Raw genomic sequence first — 21,943 nt, forward strand, 5'->3', positions numbered from 1 at the left:
CGATAATAAAATTAAATCATAAAAACTTATATCGCCCGATTAATGACTAATTATCATTATGTGTTAAGCCGCCTGCGCCATTTATTGACTCGCGTGTTAGATGATCTGCTTCAAATTCATCCTTTACATCTCCACAATATTAAATTCACTAGACTTTTTTTTTAATAAGCATAAGAATACAGCAGCATAAACAATTTTATTTGAAATTCACTCGCTTAAATGCCATAGCTAGGGATAAGAATTTTTGATTATTCAATTCTCTATACTATAATGAGTAGTACAATAATATGGAATCAATTCATATTAACAACTTAAAATATTGAATAACAATTTGGGTAAATAAATGGTTTCCATTTTTTATATAGCGGCGATTATTACTGTTTTAGCAAGCATTAAAGCTATCAGTAGTACAAAATCAATGAGCGCCCTTTTATATTTTGTGATATCGCTTTTAGCAACCTCTGTGGTATTTTTCATCATGGGGGCATATTTCTCGGCAGCACTTATTGTCGTGTTATTTATCGGGGCGGTATCATTACTCTTTTTATCGGTGCTCTCATTAATTAATCTGCGCAAAGATATGGTTGAACAAAATAAGCATGGCATTAGCCCCAAAATATGGCTTGGTCCCCTTATTTTGGTTTTTGTGCTCTTTGTTACGTTAATTTATGGTATTGCAAGCAATGATTACAGCGCTTTGCAAACTAATCATAGCGATCGCACGACACTGACAGAGATGTTCTTAGGTCCTTATATTCTGGTGATTGAATTAGCAATTTTATTGCTTTTATGTGGCCTTGTAATTGCGTATCATTTTATTTATCGTCTTTATATTCACAAAGAATCGCATTCACTTGCACAAGATGATCAGATCGAGGAGCAACATGATTCCACTAATGCATAGCCTTATTCTCGCCACGACGCTCTTTGTTATCGGTTTATTTGGGGCAATGATTCGTCGTAATTTTCTTTTTTTACTATTAAGTTTAATGGTGATGATAAATGGTGCTTTAATCGCAATTGTTGCCGCTGGCGCATATTGGCAGCAACCAGATGGACAAATCATCTCAATTTTAGTTTTAAGTGCCGCCATCGCTGAGTCTTGTATTGGCCTTGCGTTATTAGTCAAAATGTTCCATCGCCGCAAAACAGTAAACATTGATGCATTGAGTGAAATGAAAGGATGAATCTACTTTATTTAACAATTGTAATTCCACTACTATCTTTTTTAATATTGGTGTGCAGTGGCCGACATATCAGCAAAAATAATATTATCATTATTGGAATTAGTACGATTATTTTATTGTGTATTTTAACAGTACTCGTTTGTATCGACTATCAAGCCAATACCGTACCCGATACCTCCTTAATTTACACTCGTTATTTATGGGAGTGGTTTACAGTCGGTGACACGAAGATCGCAATTGCTTTACAACTCGATGGTTTATCGTTAGTTTTTTTAGTAATTATTGCGTTTTTTAGTCTACTAATCTACAGTTTTTCTGCTTGTTATCTAACATCATCAAAGGACATTTATACTTTTTTTGCCTATGGTAATTTACTTATTGCAAGCCTACTCTTACTAATATTAGCCGATAATTTATTTATATTATTAGTTGGCTGGGAAGGCATGGGCATTAGTTGCTATCTGTTGATTGGTATCTATTATCAAAAACGGCAAGTCAGTTTTTCAGCCATCAAAGCATTTATTGTTATTAGTATCGCAGATGCGTTCTTACTATTAGGTATGTTTCTCATTCATAATGAGCTGAATACATTGAATATTCGTGAGATAATCTCACTCGCCAATGAAAACTTAGCGATTGATTCGGAAATTATATTTTGGATAACACTGGTTCTATTCATTAGCGTGATGGGTAAAGCTGGATTATTCCCACTGCACACCAGCTTCACTGAAAGCTCAATTGCTCCGATGCCCGTTGTCACCATATTACAATCGCTGGCTTTTGTACTATCAAGTGGGTACTTTGTATTAAGACTAAGCCCACTGTTTATGATGTCAACGGATGTGTTTGTCATAATGGGCGTGATGGCTGGTATCACACTGATTTTTGCAAGCTGTGTGTCGTTAGTACAAAATAATATTAAAACACTCGTTACTTATATTAACCTAGGTCAAATCAGTTACATTTTCTTTGCGTTTGTTATCAAAAACTGGGAACTGGCGCTCTATTATATGATTAGCTATAGTGTAACGAGTGCTTTATTATTACTATCAAGTGCCATTTTGATTAAAGTCAGCAATGGTGAGCAAAATATCTATAAACTTGGTGGATTATGCCGCCGTTATCCTGTTTTATATGGCACATTTTTATTATCTGCGGCCTCGCTCTGTGCAATGCCATGGATTATGTCTGCCTTTTACACCAAAGGAGATATTATTTGGGGACTAATGATTAATGACAAGATGGGCTTAGGTACCATAGCATTAATTGGTATTTTGCTCTCAACATTAAGTATATTGAGATTAATTTCTACCGTTTTTCATCACAAACAAAAACTGACATCTTTCACACCAATTTTGCCATATAGTTATCTGCCTTTGGCAATTCTAGCAATTATGTCGACAGCTACTTTTGTTTATCTGCCATTACCAATTCAAGGACTGGTACCTAGTGTTGATTTTAATACTCAAAATCAACTCATTTTACAACTGTTATTAGCAGCGGTAACTATTTTGAGTATTCTCATTGCTTACATTCTATTTTTTGATACCAACTCTGAGATAAACGAGATTATCCATACCCCGATTGGGAAAATGCTCTTTAGACTTTGGCATAATGAGTGGTGCTTTGATCAAATATTACAAATAGTCGTAATTCGTCCTTATCTTTATTTGGCAAGATTAATTAAAACCGACCCGTTATCACAATGGAATCGAGCTATCAACTGGGGCGCAAGAAAGATCAATTTCCAAATTGCATCGCTAGAAAATAGTCGATTACGCTGGTATATGATGTCGATTGTCATCGGCAGTATCATCATACTATTGTTACTTATTTTAATATAATTTCAGAAGGGATTATCTGTGTTATTTTGGCTTGTTTTTTTACCCTTATTAGGTGGATTCGTAGGATGGCTGCTTGAAGCGTATCTTCGTCACTCCTTTACGCAAATTGGGCAGTGTAAAATAGAACATCGTAGTCGCTTCATTTTTTTAAATAAACTCAATAGTGAAGTTTGCCAATTTACGGCTAACTCGATTGCGTTATTAACCATGATTGCCGTTTTAGTAATTATGTCTGTTTTAGGCTACGAGGCATTAACCGCTTTGCGACACGGACAAAACTGGAGCCTGCAAATCGATGTTAGTTGGATTGCCCTACTTGGTATACGCTTTCATCTAGTACTTGATGGGCTGTCAATATTAATGAGTATGTTAAGTTGTATCGTTGTCACCATCGCGCTATTGTACTCTCGAAAAGAGATGCCTAATAGCGCTGGATTGTTCTATTTTTGCCTACTATTTATGACATCAGCGGTGATGATGTTGTTTATGACTATGGATCTGTTTTTATGGTTTTTCCTGTGGGAAGCTGTCGCCATTCCGTTCTATTTTCTGATTACGCTATGGGGACAACGCGATACAAATAGCACTACCAATCCAAATGGTGCCAATAAATTTTTAATCTATACGCAAGTGAGTAGTTTGTTTATGCTCCTTGCTATTATTTCTCTTGCGTTAGCCAACTGGCAACTAACTAATCAATGGACATTTGACTACTATGTCTTAATGAAAACACCAATTTCAAGTTATCTTGAATTTATGATTATGCTAGGTTTTTTAGCCGCGCTTGTTGTCCGTCTACCGTTAGTTCCTTTTCATAACTGGTTTATTGATGCCCATATTGAGTCTTCGACAACAGGCTCAATTATGATTAGCGGATTATTAGTCAATACCGCACTGTATGGTTTATTACGTTTTGTACTCCCGCTTTTCCCGAATGCCTCATTGACTATTGCACCGATCATGTCGATACTTGGACTACTAACGCTGTTTTATTCGACCTTGTTATGCTTTAGCCAAAGTGATATTAAACGATTAATCGCTTATGTTCATATCGCGCTGATGAGTTTTATGACCGTTGTCATCTACAGTGGTTCACTGCTAGCTTATCAAGGCATTATTCTAGAAGTCGTGGCGATTACGTTCGTCATTAGCGGTTTATTTATCATTAGTGGTTTATTAGCCGAACGCTATCTAACGCGTAATATCCATCACTTTTTAGGCTTAAAAACACATGTTAAGTATTTATCTACCTTAACGTTGTTTTTTATATTATCAGTGTTAGGCATACCCGGAACCGCTAATTTTGTGGGTAATTTCATGGCGATATTTGGTAGTTACCAAAATTCAACTTACATCGCAGTTTTTCTTATTATTGGATTAATTTTGTTATCAATCTCGATCGTTGTACGGACTCAGCCAATTTTTTATGGCACTATCGATAAACCGTTATCAGACAAAAATCCAGTGTCATGTAAAGACTTATTTCTATTAATCATGATATTAATCATTTTAATTTTTATCGGTTTATATCCTCAATGGGTGCTTGATATGTCGTATCCTGACATTGATCAAATTCAAAAAATTATTAGTAGTGCGCAAACCAATCTCATCAAAGGGGATGTATAACGATTATGACGGCGATTACGACATCTGAACTAATCTATTTATTGCCGATCCTAATATTAGGTTTAGCAATTATTGTATTACTATTTTTATTGCTTTTATTGCGTATTAATACCAAATTTGCAGCGCTATTTACCGTGGTTAGCTTAGCTATCGCGTTAAGCACATCCACATTTGTAGGCTATCAAATTATCGTTAATACTGATAAACAACATGATACCATCATAGCGCCATTATCAGTACAAACCCAAAGCGCAGATGTGCTATCTACTGAGCTTGAGCTATATCCACCTGACCCAACGCCTGTTGCGCCAAGTTTAGCAATCAAACAAGCCAATCTCGTACAAGCTGAAGAGCATTTAGCAGTCTATTGGCAAGCCAGTTACGTCACGGCATTATTTACAAGCGATGGTTATGGTGCGCTTTATACCAGCTTAGTGCTGATTCTTTCGATAATTGTATCAACACTCGCGCTCAACTGGTTTAAAAATGATGAAGAAACCCATCACGGTTTATTCTATCTAATGATACTGTTCTCAGCACTCGGTGCGACAATTTTGATTTATGCCAGCCATTTAATGTCACTCTTTATTGGCATTGAGCTATTATCAATTCCAATTGTTGGACTTATTGGTTATCAATATCAGCGAAAATATGCATTAGAAGCAGCAATAAAATATATGGTACTTTCGGTTATATCAACGACCTTTTTATTACTGGGTATTGCTTTTTATTATGCCGCAACTGGTGAGCTTACTTTTATCGGACTGAGTTTTCAGCTATCGACATTGTCTGCCCCAAGCACTTTATTATTGCTAGGAGTATGCTTGATGCTCGTTGGCATCGGTTTCAAACTTGCACTGTTCCCATTTCAACTTTGGTTACCTGATGTATACCAAGGCGCGCCAACTTGCATCGCATTATGGCTAACAACGGTGAGCAAAGTCGCCGTATTTTGCGCAGTTGCTAGGCTATTTCTGCTTGCACCGATTGTTAATAATGAAACGATTCGCATGATTATGGTTATCATGGCATTTTGTTCTATCATTTGGGGAAGCGTTTTTGCACTAAAACAGCAAAATATCAAACGTTTATTAGCGTATTCGTCGATTACCCATTTTGGTTATTTATTGATTGCATTGATTTCAGTACAATATCAAGTGCTTGCATTAGAAACAATCGGCGTCTACCTTATCGGTTATGTTTTAGCAAATATCTGTGTGTTATCCGTTATTAGTTTAGAATCGCGATCAACTGAAAAAGAAGAACAAGCACTCGACTTAAGCGGACTATTTTGGCGTAAACCCATCATAGCTTTAGCAATGGGGACAGGCTTACTCTCTTTAGCCGGAGTGCCACTAACGGTTGGGTTTATTGGTCAATTTTCACTCATTTTACTGGGCGTTACAGCCGAACTCTGGTGGCTTATTGGCGCAATAATTATCGGTAGTGCACTCGGGCTCTATTTCTATTTGCGTTTAGTGATTAGCTTATACATGAAACCTACTCATATTAAGGTTAAACCATCAATTACTCTTTTTACACCTAAACGTATCGATATCAATGAGTTTTTTATTGTTGTTTCCGCGCTGCTGATTTTACTCTGTGGAATCTATCCTAAGTGGTTATTTAATTTAGTCAGTGTTGCACAATATTTATCACCAAATTAAGCTAGAACATAAGACTCAATAGCATCTTTATGCTAAATAAGGATGCTATAATCTAATTTCTCGTGTATTATTGTTCATCAATTTTTTATTCAATCTTTAACTTACTCAAGAGGAAAAGTATGGACTTTTTTATCAGTAAAGCTTATGCCGACGGTGCCGATGCTGCAGGTGAAGCAAATCCTTATTTTTTACCAATTATGCTAGTCGTATTTGGTCTATTTTTCTATTTTATGATTATGCGACCACAACAAAAACGCGCAAAAGCCCACAAAGAGCTGATGTCATCGATTTCTAAAGGTGATGAAGTGTTAACAAATGGTGGCTTAATTGGTCGTGTCGCTAAAATCAGTGAAAATGGTTATGTTGCCATAGAACTTAACGATACAACTGAAGTTGTTATCAAGCGTGATTTTATTACTTCAGTCCTACCTAAAGGAACAATGAAGTCTTTATAATTCATTGTGTTATAAGTTAAATAATAAACCACAAGAGACTACGTCGTGTTAAATCGCTATCCTTTGTGGAAGTATATTTTGTTGGTCGTCGTTGTTTTCGTCGGCCTTCTCTATGCACTTCCTAATATTTATGGTGAAGATCCTGCCATTCAAATTTCAGGTTCAAGAGGTGCTGAAGTTACCGTTAAAACTCAAGAACAAATTCAAAAAACATTAAGTGATAACGGAATCGAGGTGAAATCAATCGAGTTCGAAAACAATTCGATTTTAATTCGAGTCGCTAATAATGATACCCAATTAAAAACCAAAGAAATTATCGCTGATAAGTTAGGTGATAAATATATTGTTGCGCTCAATTTAGCACCCGCGACGCCAAGTTGGTTAACAGCCATTGGGGCAGAGCCAATGAAATTAGGTTTGGATTTACGTGGTGGTGTGCACTTTCTGATGGAAGTGGATATGACCGCAGCGCTAGATAAATTAGCTGACCAAGCATCCGACGCGTTAAAAAATGATTTTAGCGATAACAAAATCAATTATACTTCATTACATCGAAATAACGATCAACAAGTTGTTGTAATGTTTGATAATAATGATGCCAAAGCTGCTGCGGTATCAAGAGTCAATCAATTAGCTGACTATAATGTTGTTGCGCAAAATGACAAACAACTGATCATTGGCATTAGTGAAAACCGTTTACAGCAAACGAAATCTGATGCTGTTGCACAAAATACCACAATTTTAAGAAATCGAGTTAACCAACTTGGTGTAGCCGAGCCCATCGTCCAACGACAAGGTTCTGATAGAATTATAGTCGAGCTACCCGGTATTCAAGATACTGCACTGGCAAAACAAATTTTAGGGGCAACGGCAACATTAGAATTTAGACAAGTAAATAATTCTAATTCATACAACTTAGATAATATCATTTCCGGGCAAGAAAGAGCACCTTATGGCTCCGAAATCAAATATATGCAAGATGGGCGGCCGGTTTTACTTTATAAAAATATTGTTTTAACGGGCGATCATATTACTGATTCATCGTTTCGCTTAAACGAATATGGCCAGCCTGAAGTTTCTATTTCACTTGATAGCGAAGGCGGCAAAAAAATGTTGGCCTTTACTCAAGCAAATCGTTATAAACCGATGGCGACTTTATTTGTTGAGTATAAAGATTCGGGAAAAGTTGATAAAGCGGGTAAACCGATTTTAGAAAAACAAGAACAGATTATAAATGTTGCAACCATTCAAGGTATTTTCAGTGACCGTTTCCAAGTAACAGGCATTAGTAATGTTGATGAAGCCAAGCAACTCTCATTACTGCTTCGTGCGGGTGCGTTAATTGCACCAATCCAAATTATTGAAGAGCTAACTGTTGGGCCATCAATGGGGCAAGAAAACATTACCCAAGGATTAGAGTCTTGTATGTGGGGCTTAATCATTTCGGTCATATTCATGCTTGTGGTTTACCGATTATTTGGTGTTTTTGCCAGTATTGCTTTAGTAGCTAATTTAATTCTAATTGTCGGTATTATGTCTTTATTACCGGGTGCAACGCTGAGTATGCCGGGTATTGCCGGTATCGTATTAACAGTAGGGATGGCGGTTGATGCTAACGTATTGATCAATGAACGAATAAAAGAAGAGCTGCGTAATGGTCGCGGTATACAGCACGCGATTAGCGAAGGTTATGCTGGAGCTTGGAGCAGTATTTTTGACGCCAATATCACCACATTAATTACCGCAGTCATCTTGTATGCTGTTGGTACGGGTTCAATCAAAGGATTTGCGATTACGTTAGGAATTGGTATCTTAACTTCTATGTTTACTTCGATTGTTGGTACAAGAGCATTAGCTAATTTAATCTACGGTGGTCGCCGTGTTAATAAGCTATCAATTTAGGAGTTTATGATGGCAAATTCACAATTAACCAAAAAACAAGATCAAGAGGCCGCCGTTACGGTTGAGTCTCTCAATCATGGGCGACGAGTTATCGATTTTCTACGTTTTGGATTTATTGCTTTTGTTATTTCAATGATATTAGTCGTTGCATCAGTAGTTGTTATTTTTGTCAAAGGCTTTAATCTTGGCCAAGATTTTACCGGCGGTACAACTATTGAGATAACCCTTAGCCAAGCAGTAGAACTTGATAATATTCGAATGAGCTTAAAACAAGCTGGATACGGTGAGCCGGTTGTCCAAAATTATGGTAGTAGCCGCGATATTATTATCCGTTTACCGGTGATTACAAAAGATGAATCTATTGAAGCGGGTCAACAGCCTGACGCGAAAGAGATTCAAAAAATGAATAGCACTATCGGCAGTAAAATCGCGGATCTATTACATCAAGATATCGATGCAGGCGCAACCATTAAACGTGTAGCCTTCGTTGGGCCAACTGTTGGTTCAGAGCTTGCGCAAGATGGTATTTTAGCAATTATCGCAACCTTAGTTTGTATCTTGATTTACATTGGTCTACGCTTTGAATGGCGCTTTGGTACTGGTGCTGTGGTGGCGTTAGCCCATGACGTTATTATTACCGCTGGCTACTTATCGTTATTTAATCGCGAGCTAGATTTAACTATTGTCGCCGCAATGCTATCAATTATTGGTTATTCCTTAAATGATACCATTGTGGTATTTGACCGAATTCGAGAAAATTTCAGAAAAATTCGCCGCGCAACGCCTTATGACGTCATTAATATTTCACTGACTCAAACCTTAAGTCGAACATTAATGACCTCAGCAACAACCCTTGCGGTAGTTGTAATTCTGTACATTTTTGGCGGTAGTATGCTAAAAGGTTTCTCGGAAACACTTGGGGTAGGAATCGTACTTGGTACCTTCTCATCGATTTACGTTGCTGCTTATATGTCATTAAAAATGGGCATCAAACGCGATCATTTTATCCCACAAAAAATAGAAGCAGAAGGCGCCGATCAAGCACCTTTAATGCGTTAACAAATTGATATTTGCCTATTTATTACTCGATATCCAATAATAAATAGGCAATATCGTAACTGGCATATTGACATCAATAGTTTAGTTGCATATCATTGCTCGGTATTCCATCGTTATGGGGCCATAGCTCAGCTGGGAGAGCGCAACGCTGGCAGCGTTGAGGTCAGGGGTTCGATCCCCCTTGGCTCCACCAATTCACTATTCTGCAAGATTCTTTAATATCCATTTAAATACGTTAAATCAAGTAATATCAAGCCTTAAAGCCTGTTTTTTTCATCTGTAAGTACCATTAAGACACATTTACAACCCCATTTTTTAGGTATATGGAGACAATATACCTATTTATCGTATACCTAAAACTATTATGGCTAGAAAAACACTCCCATTAACAGATACACAGATAAAAGCAGCCAAGCCAAGGGATAAGGATTATTCTTTATTTGATGGTGGCGGCATGTATCTATTAGTTAAGTCAAATTAGTAGCTAAAGTGGAGCCGCTAAATATAAAATAGAGACAGTCTTGGCTGTCTTTTATTATTTAAAAATCCAATAATTCAGTTTTAATATCTAATCAAAGCCCTTCGGAGCTTTTTTTATTGAATTAATAAGTGAAATCTCATACTATTAATCTAAATTTACATAAAGGATAGGGTATGAGGTCATGATATGAAAAAGTTATTATTAGTTTTTATGTCTATAGCATTGTTTGGATGTGCAGCTCAACAAGTTGATAAAAATTTAGCAAGCTTCACTGGCGTTACTTACGAGGATTATGAGGGTGAATATAAAATGCTAAAAAGTTTTACCGTTCAAGGTACTACTTCGAAAAACATAAACGATATTAATGTTTGTTTACTTCAAAATATCGAAAACGATGATGTTAAACTAACTGACTCATCTAAAAGTTTTGTTGGGTCTTATTCAGGTAATTATTATAATGTTACTTCAGGCTCAACCTCTTCTGGTGGAAGTGTGCAGCAATATAGTGATGATAAGACAATTGTTATTAAGGGATTGACAAAGTACAAAAACCCTCAATCATGGGTACCGATCACCAATTATGTTAGATATACGTTGACTGTAAAAAAGGACAAAACAAACCTTAATTATACATTTAGTAATATAAAACAAGCTCAAGCAGAAACAGGTTATGTAGCTAATAATGGGTTCAATCCAATTGGGAATTGGGACGGAGCTAATCCGTCGGTGATACTTAAAACCCTCGAGAATGAGGTATCCAAGGTAAGTGCATGTTTAAACGATAATTAAATAAAGCCCCTCGGGGCTTTTTTATTGACTATCTTGCACATCATCACTTTCAAAATCGATTTCTGTACCAATGTGTTTGTTCAATGTTTCAAACAAAACCTTAATAGAACTTAAGTCCCTGATTTTAAACTTAGGTCATTTTCAAATCGGAGGCAAAGCAACACAAGCACTAATAAAGGCTGGATATAGCAAAGTATCAGCAAGTCAAATAGCCGATAGCAACATGTCAAAACATTACATTCAAAAATATAATTCAAAAGTTAATGGATGTAGCTGACATACTTAATTAAAAGAGTGAACACCATGAACATTTTTTAATGAAAGTTTTATATTATGGGGGGTATGCCAAAACTATAAAATAATTTTCACGGACACCGACCACTTAATCAAAAATTTCCACTGTCAAAATTTATTATCTTATTTTTAAAACAACCCCATGAAAGAAATTTTCCTTTAAAATATATCTGCTAAAATATATTAACTTCACAGGGACACTTTTCATTTTAGTTATATGATGTTGATTCATAAGTTTAGGTATTAAGTATTTCCAATAGTTAAATTTGTATGATTCTGTTTCCCTTGGCTCCACCAATTCACTCATTTGCAATATTTTTTGTTTCTATTAGATCCCAGTACAGTTCATCTTAAGTTTTAACACCTGTTTTATCGATTTTTTAAATATCCTCAAGATATACTTGTAACCACATTTTTATATAACATGACTATCATATAACGCTTTAACACACCATCACTGAATACTCGAATTAAAGCAATAAAATCTAACCGCTCTAAAATAGCGTGGCGTAGTGCTCGCAACCTTGTTAATATACCTCAATTAAATTACCTTATACGCATATAAATGATAAAATAAACTCTGATGAAATATTATTTATTACTGACCGCTCGGCAGTGGGATGAATTGCAAAAACCGCAAGAAGAGAATTCAATTTTCCGTCGTAGTCCTTTGGTGCCGAGTCGTATTGTTGACTATACTCAGCTCAAACCGGTTCGTTATAATTATAGCGGTCAGATGGATGAGATTATTCAATACTGTGTTACATATCAAGATGAGTGTAAAAACCTCTATTCAACCCTCGAAACGCTAGGCTTATATTATGGAACGAATACTTATAATAAAGATGATAAAAGATTTACCGAGGCACTAAAAGAGGCTTTAAAATCACAACGGGCGATTTTAATCGAAATACCTATCGAGTACAGTTCAGGCCTGTTACCGCCAGAAAATAACTTTCTAAAATTACCGAGTAACCCAATACCCCGTCGATTAACGGCTAGCGAAGTCCAAGCGCGTCAACTGGCACGCTATGATAATGAAGAAAATTATATTGAATTGACGGTTTATAATTTAGCCAATCAGCCCTTTACTATCTTTGATAATGCCAGTCAGAAGATGCTTAAGCAAGGCACATTAGACAGTGGTGGTTACGCTTATGTGAGTTTACCTGTCAATGCCCAATATGTTGATATCGTCTTTGACAAACAACAAACCGACCGCCCCTGGTATTACGATGTTCCCCTTCAATTACTCGGTGGTCTGCGTGATGCGGGGCAATCAGTATCTGATTTAGCGTGGGATATGTCTCCAATTAAACAGACTATTGAACATGATTTTCATGTCGAAATGAAAAATCCTGCACAATTTGAAAAAGTCCCCGAGGCCGAAACGGTATCGGGTGCGCTTGCTCATGGTGTCAGTCAGTTTTTAGTGGGTTTTATTCCTGCCGCTAAAGGGCTTAAAATTATCAAACCCCTGACAAGAATGGGGAAACTAGCGCAAAGTATGATTGCCGGTGGTGTCGCTGATTTTGCCGTATTTGCCCCGCATGAAGAGCGGTTATCGAATCTGATTCAATCATTTGATGAGTTACAAAATCCGGTGACGGCGTATCTACAAGCCAGTCCAGATGATAGCTCAGCGGAAGGTCGATTAAAAAACACCTTAGAGGGGTTACTGCTTGGCGCCCTTATTGAACCCTTTGCCCATTCATTACGGGCATTAAAATATGCCAGAATTAAGTGGATGGTGCCCGATGTTAAAACGCAAGTTCACTATAAGCTGGAAATGGTTACAATAGAAACCGAATCGGGTAGCAAAGGCAATTGGAATAAAGCACTCAATAATCCAGAGCCGAATAGCATTTATCTTGTTGATGGGAATAAAAGATATCATACTGATGAACTGGGCAGATTAAAGCAGGTAGAAGCTGAACTTAAACTCGATACATTAGACAGAAATACGTATCAACAATTAAAAATGGGTAAACAAGGTATTGAGGGCGACGAGGGTGGTCATTTAATCGCATCAATATTAAATGGCTCGGGTGAAAAAATAAATATGCTACCGATGAATGCCAACCTTAATCGTGGCGCATGGAAGCAAATGGAAAATACATGGGCTAAAGCATTGCAAGAAGGAAAAACGGTTAAAGTTAAAATTGAGCCTGTTTATAATAGTAGTGGTATAAGACCAGATAAATTTAAAGTAAAATACTCTATTGATAATGGAAGAAGTATTGAGAAAATTTTAATTAATGCTCCTGGGGGAATTTAATGAGAAATGATAATGATATTTATAATGATATTGGAAAAATATTATTTAGTATAAGTCCAGATGGAGCAAAAAAAGTTATATTGCAAGCGGAATTTGTTCCAGAAGGTGATGTTTGTACTTTTCTATATGATTATGTCGATGCGGATAATAATACTAAATGGTTTGATAATGATAGCGCACAGGCGAGCAGCGATCTAATGGATTATTTAATTGAATTAAGAGAATTTACTATAGTTAATAATTTAACTAATGGTAATTCTATTTGGATAGGTTGTATTGTAACGGTCGATATTGAAAAAGCTAAGATTAATATTGATTTTAAATACGAGCCATTTATTGAAGAGTGATTAATTTAATCGGTTGATACGTAGCTATATAGGCGTATTTTATCGTAATGCGCCTTTTCTTTGGGCAGCATAATTAAAACAATATTAGATAATTTCATTTTAGCAGGCGATACCGAAACTACGGCAACGAAAAATAGTCATCAATCGGTACGATTGCCTTATCCAAGTCACTTGGAAAGAGGAAAAGACATAAAAAACCCGCTCAATTAAGCGGGTTTAAAATATATAAAGTAATCACAATGTGATTAGATTAATTTAACTTCTGCTGCTGCTGGACCACGAGCGCTGTCTTGAATTACAAATTCAACATTTTGCCCTTCAGCTAATGTTTTGAATCCATCGTTCATAATAGCAGAAAAGTGTACGAATACATCTTTGCTACCGTCAGTTGGAGTAATAAATCCAAAACCTTTACTTTCGTTAAACCATTTAACTTGGCCAGTTTTTTTTGTCATTTTCAAAATTTCCTAAAAAATAAAACTTACTGCATATGATAAATATATGCGCATTAACATAAACTTACATAATTCATTTTTAAAACTTAGAGGAGCAAAAGTTGAAAATGTCAAAAATTTCACTAATCACTTTATATTCAATTCTTCACGCTTTAAAAAAGTTACATCGCTATATGCTGTAACTATTAACTCATATTAGGGCATGGATAGCAAGCATAATTTTTAATTCTATCAATGAGATCGTGTTAAAATATTGATAAGATGCTAACTTAACAACTAGAATATCAACAAATTAATTAAATCAGTAGAGAAACGATTATGCGAATACTCGTCGTCGAAGATGAAAAATCCATTTTAAATGTACTGGCAAAACGCCTTTCACAAGAAGGGTATAGTGTCGATATGGCATCAGATGGACAAGAAGCACTAGGCTATATTGAAATGGGCGTTTATGACTGCATTGTGATGGATATCATGCTACCCATTCAAGACGGGCTAACGGTGCTCAGGCAGATGCGTAAAAAGCACAATAAAACGCCCGTATTACTACTCACCGCAAAAGATGGTATTGGTGACAAAGTGCTTGGGCTTGACGCCGGCGCTGATGATTATCTGGTCAAACCGTTTATTTACGATGAATTATCAGCGCGTATCAGGGCGCTAGTGCGGCGTAATAGCGAACAGACGTCAACCATCTTACAATATGCCGATTTAACGCTAGACCTCACGACCAGAGCTGTGACCCGTGGTAATCAGCACATCGAACTCTCGGCTAAAGGATTTACTATTTTATCCTATTTTTTACATAACCCCAATCGCGTACTCACTCGCGATCAAATCATCGATCACGCTTGGAACTTTGATTACGACAATGACTCCAATGTAATTGATGTTTATGTCGGCTATTTGCGCCGTAAAATTGATAATGGTTTTGATAATAAATTATTACATACTGTCCGTGGCGTCGGTTACGTCTTAAGAGATTACAATGAAAAAAGTGAGTATTAGAACCCGTATTACACTATGGTATACCATTGTGCTCATGATCTTTTTAGCACTTGGTGTCGCCGGTTCCTACAATGCGATGTACGATATTTTGCTTGAGCAACATCGCACCGGTATGCAAAGAGGGGCACATAATTTAGCGCGCATGATTGCCAAATCAGAAAATCCCAATCAACTCTCGACTTACGAAAAAAAAGTCCCACCCAGAGATGTTTATTTCGCTTTTTTCAATAATCAAGATGAAGTAAAAACCGGGCAATATGAAAACTGGATGCTAAAGTTACCGAAAGACTTAGAACAAATTCGCACCATTGAACATAATGATCTTTATTGGTTTATCTACGACTATCCGGTCAACAAAGATGGCAAACAAATTGGCTGGGTCAGAACCACCATTGATACCACCTCCACGTTTCAAGCATTAACCGCCATGCGTGAACAAGGCATACTCTCAATAATCCCTTGTTTATTATTAGCGGCTTTAGGTGGTTTTTTAATTACCCGTTGGGCATTAAAACCGATTAAAAATATTGCCAAAGCAGCCAAAGAAATTGGCGCTGGAGATCTGTCAAAACGCATTAAACTCGATGCAGCAAAAGATGAAATTGGTGAACTACTCACGGAGTTTAATCATATGGCAGATAATCTGCAAAACGTCATTGAACGCGAGAAACAGTTTAGCGCCGACGCCTCACACGAGATGCGTACCCCAATTGCTGTCATTATTACTAATGCAGAATATGCCATCGAGAGCCAAAATTTAGCAACCTGTACACAAACGCTAGCATTAATTATTAACAAAAGCCGCCATATGCAGCAAATGCTATCACAGCTAATGATCTTGGCACGAGGCAATGAACAAGCTCAGGCGATGGAGATAGAGACGCTCGATATTAGCAGTGTCATCACCGATATTGCCGAAGAGCGTTCACCAAAAGCAGAAGAGAAACAGATCACCATTCATGTCGAGTCAGAAAGCGATATTATCGTCAATGGCGATCTTATGTTGCTCTCACGCATGATAACCAACTTAATTGATAATGGCGTGCAATACGGTAAAGAAGGCGGCTATATCAACATTGATCTCTACAAAGAAGGTAAACATGCCGTTATTTTAGTTGTCGATAATGGTATTGGCATCGCAGCAAGCGATCTGCCCTTTATTTTTGATCGATTTTATCGTGCCGATAAATCACGCTCTCAATCAGGTTCGGGATTAGGCCTTTCATTTGTTGATTTTATTATCAAACTGCACAAAGGTCATATTACTGTCGACAGCCATTTAGGCAAAGGCACCTGCTTTAGAATTGAGTTACCACTGGCTTAATCAATTGCAAAATTGCCCATCATGCAACTGCGCACAGCGCGAATATTATTCGCGCGTTAATGCCTCAATCGGATTGAGTTTAGCCGCATTTTTAGCTGGCATAAAACCAAACACAACACCGATTAACATAGAAAAAATAATCGATAACACCATCACATTAACCGAATAAGAAAGGGTCATCGAGCCACTTAAGAAAAACTGTAATATACTGCCAATTAAGCCTGAAAAGATTAAGCCAAATGTCCCCCCAATCAAGCATATTAATACCGCTTCAATTAAAAACTGCTGCATAATATCTGCTTGTTTAGCGCCGATCGCCATACGTAGACCAATTTCTTTGGTTCGCTCGGTAACTGACACCAACATAATATTCATCACACCAATACCCCCCACAATTAATGAGATTAATGCAATCCCCGAAATCAGTATTGTCATCGTGCTGGCGGTACTTTCAATCGTTTGTTTAATACTGTCAGTATTAATGGTGAAAAAATCTTTACTGCCATGGCGCTGGGTTAGTGTATCAATAATGCTATTTTCAGCCATTTGTGAGCTGACATTATCAGCAACTTTAACCGTAATTGAATTAATATATTTATCGCCCGTGACTTTATTCATTACTGTCGTATAAGGAGCCCATAAAGTTAAGGTATCATTAGACATACCAACGGTGGTTAGCTTTTGTGCTACCCCAATAATTTTAAATGGCTTTTTATTAAAAATGATCATTTTACCTAGCGGATTTTCACCATTCGCAAATAATTTGTTTTTAACATTCTGATCAATCACAACAACCGATGCACTGTCTTTAACATCTTGCGCACTAAAGATACGTCCTGATTCGATTTTTATGCCTTTAACATCAAAATATTGATCACCAATTCCATTGAGTTTAGCGCTCACCGAATCATTGGCAAAGGTAATCGTACCGGTAGTTGAGCTGTTTGGCGTTGTACTATCAATATAATTTTGCTGTTGCAAAAAATTGGCATCACCAACCGTCAAGGTTTTAATCTTATTTGACCGCATATCACCAAAGTTTTTACCGGGTAAAATATCGATGGTATTGGTCCCCATCGAATTAATATTGGCCATAATACTTTGCGTAGAGCCTTGCCCTAATGCAACCACCGTGACAACGGATGCAATGCCGATAATAATCCCTAGCATGGTCAATAAAGAGCGCATCTTATGCGATAAAATCGCTTGAATGGACATCTTAAACGATTCAAAAAACATGAACTTATACAGTGAAAGAAGATTCCGAGTTGTTTTTTTCACTGGCGCAGATGACGTATAAATTTCTTCATTTTGACGGTAGTCGGCAATAATCGTACCATCTTTAATTTCAATCACCCGGCTGGCATAATTAGCGATATTTTTATCATGGGTAACTAAAATAATGGTATGGCCTTTGCGATGTAAATCGATAATAATTTCCATCACATTTTCGCCACTTTTAGAGTCGAGCGCCCCAGTTGGCTCATCGGCTAAAATGATTTCCCCACCATTCATTAAAGCGCGCGCAATACTGACACGCTGCTGCTGGCCACCTGAAAGCTCACTGGGTTTATTTTCTAACTTGTGACCAAGGCCCAAATCAATTAATAACTGCTTTGCGCGTTCGCGTCGCTCAGTAATATTGGCACCACTATAAATTGCCGGTAAAGCCACGTTTTCTAATGCACTTAAATTACCCAGTAAATTATAACGCTGGAAAATAAAACCAAACGTATTCGAACGTAGCTCAGCTAATTGATTATTCGTCATCTGGCTCGTTTCAACACCATTAATTTGGTAAGAACCGGAACTGGCCATATCAAGGCAACCGAGTATATTCATTAAGGTTGATTTACCCGAACCAGACTGACCAATAATTGCTACAAAATCGCCTTTTTCTATGGTTAAATCGATATCCTTTAACGCATAAACTTGATTGTCTTTACTGCCAAAACATTTATTGATCTGACTAATCTTGATAATATCCATCGTTAACTCCTATTTGGTTATGGCAGTCTTAACTACCAATAACCATCAACTTAAGATTGTGATTAACGCAACACATTCACCGTATATCAATAACTACATCATGCGCGGGCCACGATTGCTGCTATTGACCGAATTGCTAATTTCACTATCACTCATTTGCGATTGTATAACGCGTTCACCTTCCGTTAATCCACTAGTTATCTCAATGTTGATACCATCAGATAAGCCGGTTGTCACATTCTTCTCAATGACTTGATTATTATCCAGAATCTTGACATAGTTACTACCGTTACGCGAAACCAATGTTGCTATTGGAATGGTTAACACGTTTTCTTTGTGCGCGATTTGGATCGTATCTTGTGTCGTCATACCAATACGCAGTTTACCATCCCGATTTGGCACCTCAAGTCGGCCATAATAGTAAATCGCCTGATCAGAACTGCCACCTTGCTCATAGCTACCATTGGTTAATGTCGTTAAACCTGGATCAATCGATTTTAAGGTCGTATTAAACACGTCATCGGGCGATGAGAGAATCGAATAACTGACCGTCATGCCCGGTTTGATTTTATTAATATCACCTTCCGAAATTTCCATTAGAATTTTCATTTCACTTAAATCGGCAATTTGCACAATGGTTGGGGTCGACATGGCAGCATTGACCGTTTGCCCTTCTTCAACCGGCATAGAAACCACCGTACCATCAAGCGGAGACAAAATTTTGGTATAGCCTAAATTAACCTTAGCAGTATTTAAGGATATTTGCGTTTGCGATATCATAGATTTAAGTTCAACTAATTTTGATTTCGCGGTGGCATACGCGCTTTGCGCTTCTTCTAAGCTAGCCTTTGAAGTCGCTTTTTGCGCATAAAGTGTGGTTTGCCTATCATACTCTGATTTTGCAACGGTTAATTGCACTTGCGCTGCGTCGTACTGAGCTTGATAGCTTTCTAGTTTTGCCTCTTCAGTATCATAGGTATTTTGCTGTGTCGTTGAATCGATCTGGGCGATTAAATCCCCCTTTTTAATCGTCTGTCCAAGCTTTACATACAGCGTCTCAATTTGCCCTGAAACCTGCGCACCAACTGTTACTAACTGAATCGCAGTCACTTCGCCCGTTGCGCTGACTTCTTGGCTAATATTTTGTTTACTAACCGGCACAGTAATGTAATGAATATCGTTCGATGACTTGAATACAAAAAAATACAGCGCAAAGCAGGCAGCTACTACGCCAATAGGAATAATAAGTTTGAGATTATATTTCATCATTCACCTTAATCTAAATTAACTCGCTGATTCAAATTAAGGCACAATATAACGAACTGGAATGAAAGCTACATGAAAAATAGATGAAAGAAATTTCATCTTATCTTTCATGTCACGCAATGATGGTAAACAACAGTGTACTTAATCGTTTAACGAAGATTGCATAAGGCGCTTTTTGACGGGCGCAAAACTCTTGCGGTAAATATCGTTAACGCCGTGTTGTAAAATAGCCTCTAAATGCGCTTTAGTCGGATAACCTTTATGTTGAGCAAGTCCATAGTAAGGATACATTTTATCAAGCTCAACCATCTCCCTGTCACGCGTCACTTTAGCCAGTATTGATGCCGCACTAATCTCTTGTACTAAGCTATCACCTTTCACCACGGATTGCGCAGCAATTCCAAAATCAGGCGTACGATTGCCATCGACTAAAACCAAACCGGGCTTAACGGTTAAACCCGCAACCGCTCTTTGCATCGCCAGCATGGTGGCATGCAAAATATTTAATTGATCAATCTCCGCAACGCTCGCCCGGGCCACGCACCAAGCTAAGGCATTTTCTTTAATAATATCAGATAAATATTCTCGTTTTTTTTCAGTGATTTTTTTAGAGTCCATCAACCCTATAATCGGTTTATTCGGATCTAAAATCACTGCCGCAGTTACAACATCACCACATAATGGGCCTCGCCCGACTTCATCAACGCCAGCAACTAATCCCGTGTGATTTGGATAGACAAATATCATAATGAAATTCCTAACATCGTCAGTACTGCCTCAGCCGCTTGCGCATCGGCATTACACCGAATTTGCTGATGAAGCGATAGAAATGTCTCTTTTAACGCTGCATTATCATCGTTAAGCAGCGTCACAATACGCTCAGCAAGATTAGCTGGTGTACATTCATCTTGTAGCAGTTCTGCGACAATTTCTTTACCGGCAAGAATATTGGGTAATGACACATAAGGAGTTTTGACCAATTTTTTAGCTAGCCAAAATGTGAATGATTTCATTTTATAACCAACAACCATTGGGCATTTTGCTAACATGCACTCTAGTGCAACCGTGCCCGAAGCTAATATCGCCGCATCACTGGCAATCATCGCTTCTCTCGCTTGGCCATCGAGTAATGTTACTTGTAAATCAGGCGCAACTTGCGCCTTAATTTGCAAAAACTCTTGCCGTCTTTTGGCGTTCGCTAAAGGTACGACAATATACAGCGATGATATTGATTGCTGAACTAATTGCGCCGCTTGTAAAAATGGCTCAGACAACAAGCTCACTTCTGCATGACGACTACCCGGTAATAACGATAGCACTTTGGCATCAGCAGGAATACTGAGTTTTGCCCGCATCTGTGCTTTATCTGGTGATAAGGCAATATCATCAGCCATTTTATGACCGATAAACCAGCAAGGCACATCGTATTTATCATAGAATGCTTTTTCGAACGGTAAAAACGTCAACATCAAATCAGTATTACGCTTGATCTTAAACACGCGTTTTTGCTTCCAAGCCCATACAGATGGACTCACATAGTGCATCGTTTTGATGCCAGCTTGTTTAAGCTTACCTTCTAACGACAGGTTAAAATCAGGTGCATCAATACCCATAAACAGATCAGGCTTTAATGCTTTAATCCTCGTTGTGAGGGCTTTACGAATGGATAAGATGCGTCTTAGCTTGCCGAGCACTTCAACAATGCCCATCACCGATAATTCATCCATTTGATACCAAGCTTCACAGCCTTCAGCCTGCATTTTGGGGCCAGCAATACCGACAAAACGGATATGGGGATAGCGCTGCTTGAGTGCACTCATCAATCCAGCACCCAGAATATCGCCAGACGTTTCACCCACAACAATTGCAATAGTTAAAAGACGAGGAGATTGATTATTCATGATAAAAATTATTATGCTGAGTAAATCGGATTAACAAAGATGCGCCGCGCAAAGCACGATGCATCATTATC

The 21,943-nt window shown here is 37.6% G+C and carries 19 protein-coding genes, 1 tRNA gene and 1 pseudogene; 16 read left to right on the forward strand and 5 right to left on the reverse strand.

Annotated elements, in window-relative coordinates; translation table 11 throughout:
* Positions 1–343 precede the first annotated feature (343 nt).
* From DES39_RS05710 to DES39_RS05770, 14 genes and pseudogenes are all read left to right on the forward strand, one after another.
* A complete protein-coding gene (locus DES39_RS05710) occupies positions 344–904 on the forward strand; it encodes an NADH-quinone oxidoreductase subunit J (RefSeq protein ID WP_121144833.1) in 561 nt (186 codons plus the stop codon).
* Entirely contained in the window at positions 885–1,187 is a 303-nt protein-coding gene (gene nuoK, locus DES39_RS05715; protein ID WP_121144834.1) for an NADH-quinone oxidoreductase subunit NuoK, read from the forward strand. The genes DES39_RS05710 and nuoK overlap by 20 nt, the downstream gene beginning before the upstream one ends.
* Positions 1,184–3,031, forward strand: a complete 1,848-nt coding sequence (locus DES39_RS05720; RefSeq protein ID WP_121144835.1) for an NADH-quinone oxidoreductase subunit 5 family protein — start codon at positions 1,184–1,186, stop codon at positions 3,029–3,031. The genes nuoK and DES39_RS05720 overlap by 4 nt, the downstream gene beginning before the upstream one ends.
* 18 nt (positions 3,032–3,049) lie before the next feature.
* Entirely contained in the window at positions 3,050–4,657 is a 1,608-nt protein-coding gene (locus DES39_RS05725; RefSeq protein ID WP_121144836.1) for a complex I subunit 4 family protein, read from the forward strand.
* Positions 4,658–4,662: 5 nt separating this feature from the next.
* On the forward strand, positions 4,663–6,324 hold the full coding sequence (locus tag DES39_RS05730) for an NADH-quinone oxidoreductase subunit N (protein ID WP_121144837.1): 1,662 nt from the start codon (positions 4,663–4,665) through the stop codon (positions 6,322–6,324).
* Positions 6,325–6,443: 119 nt separating this feature from the next.
* Positions 6,444–6,779, forward strand: a complete 336-nt coding sequence (gene yajC / locus DES39_RS05735) for a preprotein translocase subunit YajC (protein ID WP_121144838.1) — start codon at positions 6,444–6,446, stop codon at positions 6,777–6,779.
* A gap of 45 nt (positions 6,780–6,824) precedes the next feature.
* On the forward strand, positions 6,825–8,681 hold the full coding sequence (gene secD, locus DES39_RS05740; protein ID WP_121144839.1) for a protein translocase subunit SecD: 1,857 nt from the start codon (positions 6,825–6,827) through the stop codon (positions 8,679–8,681).
* Between the two features lie 9 nt (positions 8,682–8,690).
* Positions 8,691–9,740, forward strand: a complete 1,050-nt coding sequence (secF, locus tag DES39_RS05745; protein WP_121144840.1) for a protein translocase subunit SecF — start codon at positions 8,691–8,693, stop codon at positions 9,738–9,740.
* Positions 9,741–9,857: 117 nt separating this feature from the next.
* A tRNA-Ala gene (locus tag DES39_RS05750) sits at positions 9,858–9,933 on the forward strand.
* 171 nt (positions 9,934–10,104) lie between these two features.
* A pseudogene (locus tag DES39_RS11115) lies at positions 10,105–10,218 on the forward strand (hypothetical protein); the annotation flags it as partial.
* 189 nt (positions 10,219–10,407) lie between these two features.
* The gene (locus DES39_RS05755; RefSeq protein WP_121144841.1) at positions 10,408–11,010 is read left to right on the forward strand and encodes a hypothetical protein; all 603 of its coding nucleotides are present in this window, start codon (positions 10,408–10,410) and stop codon (positions 11,008–11,010) included.
* Positions 11,011–11,080: 70 nt separating this feature from the next.
* Complete coding sequence (locus DES39_RS11200; protein ID WP_121144842.1) at positions 11,081–11,287, forward strand: terminase small subunit; 207 nt, start codon at positions 11,081–11,083, stop codon at positions 11,285–11,287.
* A 600-nt stretch (positions 11,288–11,887) separates the two neighbouring features.
* Positions 11,888–13,582 (forward strand): DNA/RNA non-specific endonuclease, encoded by a 1,695-nt coding sequence (locus DES39_RS05765; protein ID WP_121144843.1) that lies wholly within the window; start codon positions 11,888–11,890, stop codon positions 13,580–13,582.
* Positions 13,582–13,929 (forward strand): hypothetical protein, encoded by a 348-nt coding sequence (locus DES39_RS05770; RefSeq protein ID WP_121144844.1) that lies wholly within the window; start codon positions 13,582–13,584, stop codon positions 13,927–13,929. The genes DES39_RS05765 and DES39_RS05770 overlap by 1 nt, the downstream gene beginning before the upstream one ends.
* 245 nt (positions 13,930–14,174) lie before the next feature.
* On the opposite strand, the gene cspE is transcribed toward DES39_RS05770, so the two are convergent.
* The gene (gene cspE / locus DES39_RS05775; protein WP_121144845.1) at positions 14,175–14,384 is read right to left on the reverse strand and encodes a transcription antiterminator/RNA stability regulator CspE; all 210 of its coding nucleotides are present in this window, start codon (positions 14,382–14,384) and stop codon (positions 14,175–14,177) included.
* Between the two features lie 318 nt (positions 14,385–14,702).
* Here cspE and DES39_RS05780 point away from each other — a divergent pair, with 318 nt between their 5' ends.
* Together DES39_RS05780 and DES39_RS05785 are read left to right on the forward strand one after the other, a co-directional pair.
* Positions 14,703–15,392: a response regulator transcription factor gene (locus tag DES39_RS05780; RefSeq protein ID WP_121144846.1), complete on the forward strand. Its 690-nt coding sequence runs from the start codon at positions 14,703–14,705 to the stop codon at positions 15,390–15,392.
* Complete coding sequence (locus DES39_RS05785) at positions 15,373–16,716, forward strand: sensor histidine kinase (protein ID WP_121144847.1); 1,344 nt, start codon at positions 15,373–15,375, stop codon at positions 16,714–16,716. Before DES39_RS05780 ends, DES39_RS05785 begins: the two co-directional genes overlap by 20 nt.
* A gap of 45 nt (positions 16,717–16,761) precedes the next feature.
* Here DES39_RS05785 and DES39_RS05790 read toward each other — a convergent pair whose 3' ends face one another.
* The 4 genes from DES39_RS05790 to lpxB all read right to left on the reverse strand — a co-directional run bounded on the left by DES39_RS05790 (position 16,762) and on the right by lpxB (position 21,872).
* Complete coding sequence (locus DES39_RS05790; protein ID WP_121144848.1) at positions 16,762–18,705, reverse strand: MacB family efflux pump subunit; 1,944 nt, start codon at positions 18,703–18,705, stop codon at positions 16,762–16,764.
* Positions 18,706–18,798: 93 nt separating this feature from the next.
* Positions 18,799–19,971, reverse strand: coding sequence for an efflux RND transporter periplasmic adaptor subunit (locus DES39_RS05795; protein WP_121144849.1), 1,173 nt, complete (start codon positions 19,969–19,971; stop codon positions 18,799–18,801).
* A gap of 141 nt (positions 19,972–20,112) precedes the next feature.
* Positions 20,113–20,718: a ribonuclease HII gene (gene rnhB / locus DES39_RS05800; protein ID WP_121144850.1), complete on the reverse strand. Its 606-nt coding sequence runs from the start codon at positions 20,716–20,718 to the stop codon at positions 20,113–20,115.
* Positions 20,715–21,872: a lipid-A-disaccharide synthase gene (gene lpxB / locus DES39_RS05805; RefSeq protein WP_121144851.1), complete on the reverse strand. Its 1,158-nt coding sequence runs from the start codon at positions 21,870–21,872 to the stop codon at positions 20,715–20,717. Before lpxB ends, rnhB begins: the two co-directional genes overlap by 4 nt.
* Positions 21,873–21,943: the final 71 nt, after the last annotated feature.

It is taken from the genome of Orbus hercynius (assembly GCF_003634275.1).
GTDB classification, from domain to species: Bacteria; Pseudomonadota; Gammaproteobacteria; order Enterobacterales; family Orbaceae; genus Orbus; species Orbus hercynius.